Annotated in this window: 14 protein-coding genes; 8 read left to right on the top strand and 6 right to left on the bottom strand. The window is 55.8% G+C overall.

All coding sequences use genetic code 11. From position 1 onward, the window contains the following. Positions 1-88: 88 nt before the first annotated feature. Positions 89-943 carry a beta-lactamase regulator AmpE gene (gene ampE, locus EA20_RS0112125; protein WP_024967084.1) on the bottom strand — a complete coding sequence of 285 codons (855 nt, stop codon included), beginning with the start codon at positions 941-943 and terminating at the stop codon, positions 89-91. A gap of 5 nt (positions 944-948) precedes the next feature. Further along, the gene (ampD, locus tag EA20_RS0112120) at positions 949-1524 is read right to left on the bottom strand and encodes a 1,6-anhydro-N-acetylmuramyl-L-alanine amidase AmpD (RefSeq protein WP_024967083.1); all 576 of its coding nucleotides are present in this window, start codon (positions 1522-1524) and stop codon (positions 949-951) included. Between the two features lie 267 nt (positions 1525-1791). Here ampD and nadC point away from each other — a divergent pair, with 267 nt between their 5' ends. The 4 genes from nadC to hofC all read left to right on the top strand — a co-directional run bounded on the left by nadC (position 1792) and on the right by hofC (position 5936). Beyond that, positions 1792-2682, top strand: coding sequence for a carboxylating nicotinate-nucleotide diphosphorylase (gene nadC / locus EA20_RS0112115; protein ID WP_024967082.1), 891 nt, complete (start codon positions 1792-1794; stop codon positions 2680-2682). Positions 2683-2888: 206 nt separating this feature from the next. Further along, a complete protein-coding gene (gene ppdD / locus EA20_RS0112110; protein ID WP_024967081.1) occupies positions 2889-3341 on the top strand; it encodes a prepilin peptidase-dependent pilin in 453 nt (150 codons plus the stop codon). Further along, positions 3338-4756 (top strand): type II secretion system protein GspE, encoded by a 1419-nt coding sequence (gene gspE / locus EA20_RS0112105; protein WP_024967080.1) that lies wholly within the window; start codon positions 3338-3340, stop codon positions 4754-4756. Before ppdD ends, gspE begins: the two co-directional genes overlap by 4 nt. After that, positions 4734-5936 (top strand): protein transport protein HofC, encoded by a 1203-nt coding sequence (gene hofC / locus EA20_RS0112100; RefSeq protein WP_024967079.1) that lies wholly within the window; start codon positions 4734-4736, stop codon positions 5934-5936. The genes gspE and hofC overlap by 23 nt, the downstream gene beginning before the upstream one ends. 92 nt (positions 5937-6028) lie before the next feature. On the opposite strand, the gene EA20_RS0112095 is transcribed toward hofC, so the two are convergent. After that, complete coding sequence (locus EA20_RS0112095) at positions 6029-7069, bottom strand: GMP reductase (RefSeq protein ID WP_024967078.1); 1041 nt, start codon at positions 7067-7069, stop codon at positions 6029-6031. Between the two features lie 241 nt (positions 7070-7310). On the opposite strand from EA20_RS0112095, the gene coaE reads away from it, so the two are divergent. The 3 genes from coaE to yacG are packed head-to-tail and all read left to right on the top strand — an operon-like array spanning position 7311 to position 8888. Next, entirely contained in the window at positions 7311-7922 is a 612-nt protein-coding gene (gene coaE / locus EA20_RS0112090; RefSeq protein ID WP_024967077.1) for a dephospho-CoA kinase, read from the top strand. A 4-nt stretch (positions 7923-7926) separates the two neighbouring features. Further along, complete coding sequence (zapD, locus tag EA20_RS0112085) at positions 7927-8670, top strand: cell division protein ZapD (RefSeq protein ID WP_024967076.1); 744 nt, start codon at positions 7927-7929, stop codon at positions 8668-8670. Positions 8671-8681: 11 nt separating this feature from the next. Next, positions 8682-8888 carry a DNA gyrase inhibitor YacG gene (gene yacG / locus EA20_RS0112080; RefSeq protein ID WP_024967075.1) on the top strand — a complete coding sequence of 69 codons (207 nt, stop codon included), beginning with the start codon at positions 8682-8684 and terminating at the stop codon, positions 8886-8888. Between the two features lie 85 nt (positions 8889-8973). On the opposite strand, the gene mutT is transcribed toward yacG, so the two are convergent. The 3 genes from mutT to secM form a co-directional block, all read right to left on the bottom strand. Further along, on the bottom strand, positions 8974-9384 hold the full coding sequence (gene mutT, locus EA20_RS0112075; protein WP_024967074.1) for an 8-oxo-dGTP diphosphatase MutT: 411 nt from the start codon (positions 9382-9384) through the stop codon (positions 8974-8976). A gap of 155 nt (positions 9385-9539) precedes the next feature. Next, the gene (secA, locus tag EA20_RS0112070) at positions 9540-12245 is read right to left on the bottom strand and encodes a preprotein translocase subunit SecA (RefSeq protein ID WP_024967073.1); all 2706 of its coding nucleotides are present in this window, start codon (positions 12243-12245) and stop codon (positions 9540-9542) included. A gap of 75 nt (positions 12246-12320) precedes the next feature. Continuing rightward, positions 12321-12821 carry a secA translation cis-regulator SecM gene (gene secM / locus EA20_RS0112065; protein WP_024967072.1) on the bottom strand — a complete coding sequence of 167 codons (501 nt, stop codon included), beginning with the start codon at positions 12819-12821 and terminating at the stop codon, positions 12321-12323. Positions 12822-12842: 21 nt separating this feature from the next. Between secM and EA20_RS0112060 the strand changes: the two genes are divergently transcribed. Beyond that, a complete protein-coding gene (locus EA20_RS0112060) occupies positions 12843-13358 on the top strand; it encodes a DUF721 domain-containing protein (protein ID WP_024967071.1) in 516 nt (171 codons plus the stop codon). The last annotated feature ends 1 nt before the right edge of the window (position 13359 follow it).

Here is a 13359-nt window from a genome sequence, read left to right as displayed (position 1 = left end):
CGCGCTATAGCGCAGATAACGCCTGTCTGAGTCAGGGAAGTAAACCGGCCATCAGTGAATGATGGCCGGTTTAGTTTCAGGGGAGTGGCTAAACAAGCGCACCGTAAATCGTTAACAGCGCCACCACTACCAACATCACCAGCGAGACTTTTTTGGCGAGCGCCACCGCAATCCGTGGCGTCTCGACCTTATCGGTATGCGGTTCGCGCGCCAGAGAGTACTGGGCGAGGCTGGTCAGCACCTGATACTGCGCACTATGGCGATCGCCCAACGTCGCGAACCAGGCGGGCAGCGCCCGCTCACCATGTCCCAGCAGCGCATAGGCTACGCCGACCAGACGCACCGGAAGCCAGTCAATGCAGTGCAGAATGGCATCAATGCCCGACTGCGCACGCTCCAGCGGCGTGTGATGACGAGCCAGCCAGGCTTGCCAGGCGCGTAAAAATGCATAACCCACCAGCAGTACCGGCCCCCATGCGCCTCCCACCACAAACCAGAACAGCGGTGCCAGATAAAAACGGTAGTTAATCCACAACAGGGCATTTTGCAGGGCGCAGAGATATTCCCGTTCGCTGCAGCCGACCGGGATGCCATGGATAAGCGTCAGCTCCTCCGCCATCGCGCTGTGCGCATCGGTATCGTTGTGGCTGGCCGCCTTAAGGTAGGCGTGATAGTGGAGACGTACCGATCCTGCGCCGATGCAGAGCAGCCCGACGGCGATCCAGAACAGCAGTTTCAGCAGGCCAAAAAAGAGGCCTTCCAGCGCCATCAGGCAGAGCGCAATAACGGCCATTACCACCAGCAGCAGCAATAGCGTACGCATCAGTGAAAAGCGGTGTTGTTTGCGAAACAGCGGCGCAATATGGTGATCAAGCTGCCAGCTTTCTCCCATTTTGAACAGGCGCTCCCAGCCCAGCACCAGCAATAAACTAAAAAGCGTCATTCTCGCTACTCCTTTCCATCCGCAGTGCGGTTATCAGCGCCAGCGACCAGCGCGCGGCGGAATCTTACCCAGTCAAATGCGGGGCCGGGATCGGTTTTTCGTAGGGGCGCAATGTCGCTGTGCCCGGTAATGTGTTCTGCCAGAGCAGGATAATGGCTTATCAGCAGCAGGCTGAGCGCAGTAAGCGACTGATACTGAGCATCGGTATAAGGCAGCGTATCCGTTCCTTCCAGTTCAACACCAATTGAGAAATCATTACAGGCTTCCCTGCCCTGATAACAGGAGACGCCCGCATGCCAGGCACGCAGATGAAAAGGAACATACTGCACGATCTCGCCATCTCTGCGAATCAGACAGTGGGCGGAGACTTTCAGCGAGGCTATCTCGGCAAAAAAGGGATGCGCCTCAGGATCCAGCGTTCCGGTAAAGAGGGCGTCGATCCACGGACCGCCAAATTCGCCCGGCGGAAGGCTGATATTATGGATAACCAATAGCCTGGGCGTGTCGCTTTCAGGTCGCGTATCGAAATGCGGCGAAGGAACCTGCCTGACGCCCGCAATCCAGCCCGCTTGCAGCTGCATGTTTTATTCTCCTTTTATAACAATTTCATCAGAGTAGCATGAAACATTTCAGGAAAACCAAACTTCTGCGGTTCCGAACGACTAAAGGAATACCGGGCTTTCATGCCTGATTCAGGGCATTTTGGTACAACTAACGCACACGCTTTCAGCCTGCCTTACAGGCTAAAAAACGCCTCAGCCCGACGCACAGTCTGCATGCATCTGGTAAGAAAAGCCTAAAAAGGCTAGCATTGCCGGACTCTCTTATCCGATACCCGGAGTGAAATAATGTCCACCCGTCGCTACGATCCGGACAGCCGCCGTGACGCCTTACTGAATCGCATTAAAGAAGATATCCCGCCGGGCGTCGCCCAGGCTTTGCGGGAAGATCTGGGTGGGGAAGTGGATCCCTGCCAGGACATTACTGCCAGCCTGCTGCCTGCTGATACAACGTCTCATGCCGTCGTCATTACCCGTGAGCCGGGCATTTTTTGCGGCAAACGCTGGGTCGAAGAAGTTTTTATTCAGCTTGGCAACCAGACCCGTATTGTGTGGCACGTTGACGATGGCGAGCCAATTAGTGCCGATCAGCCGCTGTTTGAGGTAACTGGTCCCTCAGCGATCATACTGACCGGCGAGCGTACTGCGCTGAACTTTGTCCAGACGCTGTCGGGCGTGGCGACCGAGGTCAGCCGCTATGTCGCACTTCTTGAAGGCACGCGCACGCAGTTGCTCGACACGCGCAAAACGATCCCGGGGCTGCGGACGGCGCTTAAATACGCCGTACTGTGCGGCGGCGGTGCCAATCATCGCCTCGGACTTTCTGACGCATTTCTGATTAAAGAGAACCACATTATTGCCACCGGCTCTGTGCAGGAAGCAGTGAAAAAAGCGTTCTGGCTGCATCCGGATGTCCCGGTCGAGGTTGAGGTCGAAACGCTCGGCGAACTGAGCCAGGCTATTGATGCTGGCGCGGATATCATCATGCTTGATAATTTCAGCGTTGATCAGATGCGCCAGGCTGTGGCATTGACCGCCGGTAAAGCGCTGCTGGAGGTTTCAGGTAACGTCACAGAGCAGACAATCAGGAGCTTTGCGGAAACCGGCGTTGACTATATTTCCGTTGGCGCACTGACCAAGCACGTCCGGGCGCTGGACCTCTCCATGCGCTTTCGTTAACGGCGCTGAGCTGACCAACGCCATCTGTTGCGGATGGCGTTGTTTCCCACACCTTCGTTTTTGCGGCCTCCTCCGCATCTGAATGACACAGCAGTGCAACCTCATCCGTTTGTTTCCATCCCTCATTCCTGAGAGCGCTTCTGCTACTGGTCCGTTTCTTTGCCAAAGGCTAACGTGCCGGTCTCGACTGTGAGAGGAGTATTGCTATGGAAAAGCAGCAAGGATTCACCCTGATTGAACTGATGATCGTTATCGCTATCGTCGCTATTCTCAGCGCCATTGGGCTGCCGGCTTATCAAAACTATCTGCAAAAAGCCGCACTGACCGACATGCTACAGGTGGCGATGCCTTACAAAACTGCCGTTGAACTTTGCGCACTGGAAAGCGGCGGAACAGGGAACTGTACGGCGGGCAGCAATGGCATTCCTGCGGGCAAAGGATCCCGTTACGTTTCGGCCGTCTCCGTACAGGCAGGGACGATCACCCTGACCGGCCAGGAGAGCCTCAGCGGCCTGAACGTCACAATGACGCCTGAATGGGAAGAAACGGAAGGTGGGATCCGCTGGCGGCGAAGCTGCACCAGTACAGCCGCTGCGCTAACCGAAGCCTGCGAAAGTATTTTTCGCTTTGACGATGCAACTACCGGAGGTACTGAATGAGCTTCTCTTCAGCACAGCAAGCCATCCAGGAACTCTGTCTGCATCACCAGGCGGCAATTCTGGAACACACGCCGCAACGCCTGAAAATTGCCGTTGCTGCCTCCCCTTCCACCACAATGATGGAGGCGCTGCGCTTTGCATGCCAGAGTGCCATTGAGATGGAATACTGGCCTCAGGCACGCCTGCAACAGTTTCTGCAAAACCATGATAACGTCCCGCTGGCCGAGGCTGAGCCTGCGGGCGATTCGCAACAGGCGGCCCCTGAACGTATCGACCGGCTTCTTGCCCTGGCTGTTCAACGCCGCGCGTCGGATATTCATATCGAGCCGCAGTCTGATTCACTGAGAATACGACTGCGCGTCGACGGCGTGTTGCAGACCCTGCCGGCAGAACAGGCGGACGCCGGCAGTTCACTGCTGGCACGCCTGAAAATTCTGGCCAGCCTTGATACCTCAGAACGGCGTATTCCTCAGGATGGCCAGTTCATGCTTGAACTGAACGGCACAACGGCGTCATTTCGCCTCGCCACACTCCCCACGCGCTTCGGCGAGAAAGCCGTTATTCGTCTGCTGCAAAGCCATACCCAGGATGTCGCGCTGGAAAATCTTGGGATGTCGCCGGCTTTGCTGCGGCGCTACCGCCAGGCGCTGGCCCGGCCGCAGGGATTGATTCTGGTCACAGGCCCTACCGGTAGCGGTAAAACCTTTACCCTCTACAGCGGATTAAGCTGGCTTAATCATCCACAGCGAAATTTGTGTAGCGTGGAAGATCCGATAGAGATTCCTCTACCGGGCGTCAATCAGACCCAAATCAATGTGAAAGCAGGGCTGGATTTTAACCTCGTACTCCGCGCGCTGCTCCGGCAGGATCCCGATGTCATCATGCTGGGAGAGATCCGTGATGGCGAAACCGCCGAAACGGCGGTGAAAGCCGCGCAGACGGGCCACCTGGTGCTTTCAACATTACATACTAACTCCACGACGGAAACGCTAATCCGCCTGGGGCAGATCGGCATTCCCGGCTACCTGCTCGCCTCCGCACTTAAGCTGGTCATTGCCCAGCGGCTGGTCCGGCGTCTCTGCCCTCACTGTCGCCAGCCAGCCGCTGCCGTGGCCGACTTTCCGGCGACCGTCTGGCCGGGTACCGTGCGTAACTGGCGCGCAGTAGGGTGTGAGCGCTGTTTCTCAGGGTTTTATGGCCGCGTAGCGCTGTTTGAGCTGATGCCGGTTACGCCACGTCTGCAAATCGCTATCGCCGCCGGCGAGAGGCCCGAGGCGCTGGCGGACATTGCCCGGCAGCAGGGAATGAACACGCTTTTTACCGAAGGGCTCCATTGTGTGAACCGGGGCGATACAACGCTTGAAGAGCTCTACCGCATTGTGAGTGAAGATGATGGCTGCGCTGCGACTGTTTAGCTGGCAGGCGCTGGATGAGGGTGGCCGTTTTCAGCAGGGGGCCTTCTTCTGTCAAAACCGCGAGCAGGTCATCGGGCGGCTGATCGCTATGGGTCATATTCCGCTGAAGCTTTCACGCGGAAAACGCTACCCGCCAAGCGCCTGGCGGGGTGAGAGTAAAATAGCGTGCTTCCGGCAGCTTTCCACGCTGTTGAAATCAGGCTTAACCCTTTCAGTCAGCCTGGGGCTTCTCTCAGGGGATCACGCCGATGCTGGCTGGCAGGCGCTTCTTGTGGATATCCAACAACGGGTGTCTGAAGGAACAGCTTTTTCAGCGGCACTGGCGCAGTGGCCTGAGGTATTTCCGCCGCTCTACGCTTCCCTCATGAACGTTGGCGAACTGACGGGCAAGCTTGATGAATGCTGTCTTCAGCTTGCCAGCCAACAGGAAAGAGAGCAGCAGTTGCAGAAAAAAGTGATGAAAGCGCTGCGCTATCCCCTTTTTATTCTGGCGCTGGCTCTTATTGTCTCATACGGCATGCTGGTCTGGATTTTGCCGGAGTTTGCTGCAGTCTATCACTCATTCGACGCGCCCTTACCCGCTTTTACTGTAGCGGTTATCGCATTTTCAGACTGGCTTCAGCACTACGGCATCACTCTGCTTCCGCCTGTAGTGCTGATACCTCTCTGCCTGAAGAATATTCAGCGACTGCCCGTCAACTGGCAGCGCAGCATGGAGCGCTGTTTGATCCGGTTACCACTCGCTGGCGCCCTGTACAAAGGCGCTCAGATCAGCGCGATTTTCACTACGCTCTCACTGACACAACAGGCTGGACTGCCGCTGCTGCAGGGCCTTCAGGCTGTGGAACAAACGCTTCATCAGCGGATCTGGCGAGAATGCATCGCGCAATTTCAGCAGCATATCTCTGCCGGCAATCCACTCCATACCATTCTGAAACAGCATCCGCTATTTACGCCGCTCTGCGGCCAGTTAATCAAAGTGGGCGAGGAAGCAGGCATGCTGGACAGCATGCTGGCAAGACTGGCAACCCTGCATGAAAACAGCACGAGCGAACGTGCCGATACGTTGGCTGCCGCCCTTGAACCGCTCATGATGATGGTGACCGGGCTTATTGTCGGTGCGCTGGTTGTGGCGATGTATCTGCCAGTGTTCAATCTGGGGAATGCGCTGGGTGGATAGTTTCTGGCGGGAAAAAAGAAACGCCTGGCAGGGTGAAATCCTGCTCATGTTCAGGCGATCTGCCCACCGCAACGGTGCGGCGGGCAGGAAGATTACCGGTTAAATACGCGGTTTTCCTGTTCGGCCACGCGAATAAAGGTGGTTCGTTTGGTCAGTTCCTTCAGGCGCTCCGCACCTACATAGGTACAGGCTGAACGCAGGCCACCGAGAATATCGCGCGCGGTCAGTTCTACCGGACCACGGACGGGTAATTTCACCGTTTTTCCTTCCGCCGCACGATACTCCGCGACGCCGCCCACGTGCCGGTTCATCGCCGACTCGGAGCTCATGCCGTAAAACAGCATAAACTGCTCGCCGTTTTCTTCCACAATTTTGCCTTCACACTCGTCATGCGCAGCCAGCATGCCGCCAAGCATCACGAAGTCTGCCCCGCCGCCAAACGCTTTGGCAACGTCGCCCGGCACGGAGCAGCCACCATCGCTAACGATTTGCCCGCCTAAGCCGTGTGCCGCATCGGCACATTCGATAACGGCGGAAAGCTGCGGATAACCTACGCCGGTTTTCACCCGCGTTGTGCAGACCGAACCGGGACCAATCCCCACTTTGACGATGTCTGCACCGGAAAGGATCAGCTCTTCAACCATTTCACCGGTAACGACGTTGCCCGCACAGATCGTCTTGTCCGGAAACGCTTCACGGGCGCGCTGGAGGAAGCTGACAAAATGTTCGGAATAGCCGTTAGCCACATCAATACAGATAAAATTCAGCGCAGAGGATAACGCAACGATCTGTTTAAGTTTGGTAAAGTCCGCCTCGGATGTGCCGGTAGAAACCATCACATGGCGCAGAACGCTCTCGGGAACCCGGGCGATAAAAGCCTGCCACTGCTCCACGCTGTAGTGCTTATGCACAGCGGTTAACACCTCAAAGGAGGCCAGCGCTTCGGCCATGCTGAAGGTGCCTACCGTATCCATGTTAGCGGCGATAACCGGCACACCTGACCAGGCGATACCAGAGTGTTTGAAAGTGAACTGACGATTCAGGTCGACCTGAGAACGGCTTTTCAGCGTGGAACGTTTTGGCCGGATCAGAACATCCTTAAAGCCTAACTTGATATCTTCTTCAATACGCATGACGAGTTTCCTGGTTGGTGGCGCAATCGAACGATTGGGTGCTGCTGCCAGCTCCAGTGACGCTATCATACGCACTAAAAACGGCGCGACAAGACTGCGAATTCAAGATTATTTACGCTACAATCCCCTAAATCTATCTAAAAACTCATCATGTGAGCCGGGCCACATTTTTCCCTGCAGCCGCTGCCCATTCTCACGTGTAAAGGCTGCATCCACTCACTAGCCGGGGGAACTGAAGCTGATGCGCTATACTGTTGCGCTGACCGGCGGTATTGGTAGCGGTAAAACCACCATCGCTAACGCATTTGCGGCGAGAGGCATTGATGTTGTCGATGCTGATCTCATTGCCAGGCAGGTCGTTGAGCCGGGACAGCCTGCCCTGAATGCGGTCCGCAAGAAATTCGGCGAAGAGGTTATTCTGCCTGATGGCAGGCTCAATCGCGCCGCGCTGCGGCAGCGTATCTTCACCGTGCCGGAAGAGAAAGCCTGGCTTAACGCGCTGCTTCACCCTCTTATTCAGGCTGAAACCCAACGCCAGCTGGCGATGACCACGTCACCCTGGTGCCTGTGGGTAGTGCCGCTTCTGGTAGAAAATAATTTGCAGCATCTGGCCAACCGGGTGCTGGTTGTGGATGTAGATCGCGATACGCAGCTATCGCGCACCATGGCAAGGGATGGCGTAACCCGCGAACAGGCGGAACATATTCTTGCTGCTCAGGTCACGCGGGAAAGACGCCTGGCCGTGGCAGATGACATTATTGATAACGGCGGGTCACCCGATGCGGTGGCCGCCCGAGTTGCCCTTCTCGATCGGCGCTACCGGAAGCTGGCCGCAGAAGTACACCAGGATTAACTGTATGAGCACAACTGTTTTATTTGAATATCCCCTGAATGAAAAAATGCGTACCTGGCTGCGTATTGAATTCCTGATTAAACAACTAGAGAAGAGTCAGCAGATCAGCGATCATCACGGTGCGCTGGCGTTTTTCCGTAACGCGGCTGAGCTGCTGGATGTGTTTGAGCGCGGCGAGCTGCGCACTGAAATTGTTAAAGAGCTGGAAAAACAGCAACAGAAACTGCGTGCCTGGGCGGAAGTGCCTGGTGTGGATATGGAACGGGTCAACGCGTTAAGCGACAGTCTGAAAACCCGCTCCGTCGTCCTGATGGCCGCGCCGCGTATGGGCCAGCAGCTGCGTGAGGAGCGTCTGATTGGGCTGGTTCGTCAGCGTCTTAGCATTCCCGGCGGCTGCTGTAGCTTCGACCTTCCTACCTTGCATATCTGGTTGCATCTGGAGCAAAGCGTACGCGATGCGCAGGTTGCTGGCTGGATGGCGACGCTGACCCCAATCCGTGAGGCGCTGACGCTTATCCTGGATCTGATTCGCCAGTCAGGCATTTTCCGTAATCAGACCAGCCTGAACGGCTTTTTTCAGGATAATGCGGAAGGTGCCGAGCTTCTGCGTCTGCAGCTGGATCTGGAATCATCGCTGTATCCGCAGGTTTCCGGCCATAAGAGCCGCTTCGCCATTCGCTTCCTGCCGCTGGATAGCGAACACGGCGATGTCCCGGCCCGCCTCGATTTTGAACTTGCCTGCTGTTAAGGTTATTACTGATGAATGATGTGACGATAGTGAACTGTCCGACCTGCAGTAAAGAGGTCATCTGGGATGAACTAAGCCCGTGGCGGCCCTTTTGCTCCAAGCGCTGCCAGCTAATCGATCTGGGCGAATGGGCAGCAGAGGAAAAACGGATCCCGAGTGCCGGCGATTACGCGGAGAATGAGGACTGGAGCGAACTGAACCCGCCGGAAAGAGACTGAGCCGTTAAGGCCCGCTCGCTTTACCGGGCGGGCCAGCCATGGAACAGGCCAGTCAGAAGATGGCCTACACCCTGTTTTATTTCAATCAGCAGTCTCTGTCAGCGTCTGTTACTGCCTGTAATCGCCTGACAATCTCTGCATTGGCAGGCGGGAACTCGTCGGCCACCAGAGCCTGCTGGCTGACCCAGCGCGAAGGCTGACCTTCCCGTCCCCAGGGCTCACCCTGCCAGCCGTCGACGATAAAGAAATGGAGCGTGACCCGCAGATCGCTGTAAGTATGATCGACAACCTCATAAGGCGTGGCGCTGGTCACCTCAATGCCTGTTTCTTCCTGCAGTTCGCGCTTCAGGGCTTCTGCGGGCGTTTCGCCAGATTCAATCTTCCCGCCCGGAAACTCCCACTTTTCCGCCATATGGGAAGTGGCAGGCCGCTGGGCCAGAAAGATCTGCTGCTGGTTGTTGCGGATGATGCCTACGGCTACTTGTAAATGCTTCATTCTTAACTCGCTTTCTACAAAATATCTCAGGTTCCAGACTGTTTACCAGGCTGCATTACCTTTCAGGCTGGCGTTTGCAGTAACCCCTTAGTGCGCGATCGCAGGGCGTAAAAAAGGCCGGATTTCGCCGGCCTTCACGCTCTCATGGCTGACGATTATGCCAGGCGTCCATGACACTGCTTATATTTTTTACCTGAACCGCATGGGCAGGGATCGTTACGGCCCACTTTACGCTCGCCGGTCTGTTCTGCCAGCGCCATCGCTGCTTCGGTTTCGGTATCGACATGGCTTAACTGCTGCTGCTGCGCCAGGCGCTCGGCCTCTTCACGGCGCTGCTCTTCCATCTCTTCCACTTCTTCCGGCATCCGCACCTGAACCTTGCTCAGGGTGCTGATCACTTCATATTTCAGCGATTCCAGCATGGCCGCGAACATAGCGAAAGATTCGCGCTTGTACTCCTGCTTAGGATCTTTTTGCGCATAGCCGCGCAGGTGGATCCCCTGGCGCAGATAGTCCATTGCCGCCAGGTGCTCTTTCCATAAGGAGTCGAGGGTTTGCAGCATGACGCCCTTCTCGAAGTTGCGCATCATTTCCACGCCAACCACTTCTTCTTTGCGCTGATACTGCGCTTTTGATTCAGTAAGAATACGTTCGCGCAGCGTTTCCTCGTGCAGCTCCGGCTCCTTGTCCAGCCACTGGGCAATCGGCAGCTCAAGATCGAAGTCGTTTTTCAGGCGCTCTTCCAGACCCGCCACATCCCACATCTCTTCCAGCGACTGAGGCGGAATATAAGTGTCGATGGTGGTTTTAAACACGTCTTCACGGATGCTGGCAATTGTCTCGCTGACGTCAGACACATCCAGCAATTCGTTACGCTGGCTGTAGATAGCACGACGCTGGTCGTTAGCCACATCATCATATTCAAGCAGCTGCTTACGAATATCGAAGTTACGGCTTTCCACTTTACGCTGTGCGTTAGCGATGGCCTTGGTTACCCACGGGTGTTCAATTGCCTCGCCCGGCTTCATGCCCAGCTTACGCATCATATTGGTGACGCGATCGGACGCAAAGATACGCATCAGCGCATCTTCCATTGAAAGGTAGAAGCGGGATGAACCGTTATCCCCCTGGCGGCCTGAACGACCGCGTAGCTGGTTATCAATACGACGGGATTCGTGACGTTCCGTACCGATAATGTGCAGACCACCGGAGGCCAGCACGGCATCATGGCGGATTTTCCAGGCGGCCTTGATAGCTTCAATCTGCTCTGGTGTTGGGTCGGTCAGCGCGGCAATTTCAGCCTGCCAGCTACCGCCAAGCACGATATCCGTACCACGACCGGCCATGTTGGTAGCAATAGTTACAGCGCCGGGCTGACCCGCCTGTGCCACGATATCCGCCTCGCGGGCGTGGAACTTGGCGTTCAGCACCGCATGCTTGATACCTGCCTTCGTCAGCTCATTGGAGACGACTTCAGATTTTTCAATAGAGATAGTCCCGACCAGCACCGGCTGACCGTTAGCGGTACGCTCGCGGATATCCTCAATGATCGCATCGATCTTCTCTTTCTCGGTCATATAGACCAGATCCGGCAGATCTTTACGCACCATCGGACGGTTGGTAGGCACCACGATGGTTTCCAGCTTATAGATAGAGCTGAATTCGAAGGCTTCGGTATCGGCTGTACCGGTCATTCCGGCCAGCTTCTCATAAAGACGGAAATAGTTCTGGAAAGTGATAGAGGCCAGCGTCTGGTTCTCGTTCTGGATTTCCACACCTTCTTTGGCTTCTACGGCCTGATGCAGACCGTCAGACCAGCGGCGACCCTGCATGGTACGGCCGGTGTGTTCATCAACGATAATTACTTCGCCATCTTTCACGATGTAGTCAACGTCACGCGTAAAGAGAACGTGCGCCCGCAGTGCGGCAGTGACGTGGTGCATCATCATGATGTTGCCCGGGGAGTAGAGCGACTCGCCCTCCTCCATAATGCCTTCGCTGACCATCAGCTCTTCAATCGCCACCAGGCCGCGTTCGGTCAGATGAACCTGACGCGACTTTTCGTCTACCGAATAGTGCCCTTCTCCCTGGAAGGTATCCGAATCTTCTTTTTCCTGACGGATCAGATGAGGAATAAGTTTGTTCACACGAATGTAGAGTTCTGAACTGTCTTCCGCGGGACCGGAGATAATCAGCGGCGTACGCGCTTCATCGATCAGGATGGAGTCAACTTCATCCACCAGCGCATAGTTCAGCTTACGCTGTACACGGTCTTCCGGGCTGAAGGCCATATTGTCGCGCAGGTAATCGAACCCATATTCGTTATTGGTGCCGTAAGTAATATCTGCCGCGTAAGCTTCGCGTTTGGCCGGCGCAGGCATACCAGGCAGATTGATGCCGATGCTCAGCCCCAGGAATTCAAACAGCGCACGGTTGTTTTCCGCATCACGCTGCGCCAGATAGTCGTTGACGGTGACCACATGCACGCCTTTACCGCTCAGAGCGTTCAGGTAAGCCGGTAGGGTTGCCGTCAGGGTTTTACCTTCACCGGTACGCATTTCCGCGATACAGCGGTCATTCAGCACCATCCCGCCCAGCAGCTGGACGTCGAAGTGACGCATGCCAAAGACCCGTTTGCTGGCTTCACGCACGGTGGCAAAGGCTTCCGGAATAAGGTTTTCCAGCACTTCACCTTTTTCCAGACGGGCACGGAACTCGTTGGTTTTCGCCTTCAGCTCATCATCAGACAGCTTTTCGAAATCCGGCTCCATCTTGTTGATCTGGTCAACAACTTTGCGCATACGGCGCAGGGTACGATCGTTACTGCTGCCAAAAACTTTGGTCAATAATTTGGTTAACATAATAAATAAATTCTCTCTGCCACCGCGCGCTGCGGTGAAGCACTTAGCGTGTAATGTAAGGGTTAACTACAGACGTTATGCGTGAGAGACGGGCCCGGCACGAATGCCCTGCACCTGCGCCAGCCAGAGCCCGGTCTGGTAGCGAAGCCCGGTCGCCTGCTGTGGCAGCGCTGTCAGACGGACTATAACCGGCGGGCGAGCCTCATGGGTTAACAGCGCGTTGAGCGTGTTGAGCAGTGCCAGCTTCTGAACCGCCAGCGGCATTGCCTGCTCGGCGGCAGGAAGACTGACCGGTGCCAGCGTAAAAGAAAGGTGGCGAATGACGGTGCGGATGGCATGCTGATGCCAGTAATCTACAGTGAAATTTGAACGGCGGAGGCTTTCCTGCAAGAGCGCAAGACGATCGCCATGAACCCCACTGCTGATATTAAGACTTCTGGCCGGAGATTCTGATAAAGTTGTACGGTCGCAGGCTGACGCATGAGGCAGGCCGAGGCTTGCCGCGACCATCCCCAACAGGAGATGCGGCCAGAAGTAACGCCTGCCAAATTGTCGCCAACGATTTAGAATACCCACTGTTTTCCGCCGGAGCCCGCCATGCGTGATAGTCGCCCGCAATCAATTGAAAGTTTGTTCGAAGCCACCGAAGGTCAGGGCATGCTACAGTCCATTCAGCAACGGGCCATTGCCCTGAATAAGCTGAATCGCGCTGTGCAGGGCGTTCTCCCCGCTCAGCTTCATCCCTGGTGCCGCGTGGCGAATTTCCGCCAGGGCATTCTGGTACTCGAAACGGCTAATGCCAGCTGGCTGATGCGCTTGCGCTATGAACAGTCCAGCCTGCTTTCAGCTTTACGAGCGCAAATATTACCATCATTGACGGCAATCGACATCAGGATAAATCCTTCGCTGGCAGCAAAAGGGTCAGAAAGCGTTCAGGAAAACAGCAATCGGTCAGGAGAAGAAGAAAAAACCGGAGGACGTCAGCTCAGCGAGCAGAGTGCGGAGATTTTACGAAGCGTCGCGAGCCGTAGCCCGGAAAAACTGAAAAAGATTATAGAACGACTGGCCTCGCTGGCCGGAGAGAGTACCAGTTCAACCAGTCGTAATAAGTAAG

Source organism: Pantoea sp. IMH (assembly GCF_000599885.1).
Classification (GTDB): Bacteria; Pseudomonadota; Gammaproteobacteria; order Enterobacterales; family Enterobacteriaceae; genus Erwinia.
Note: the sequence above shows the minus strand (reverse complement) of the source record. Positions and strands in the feature narration are given on the sequence as shown.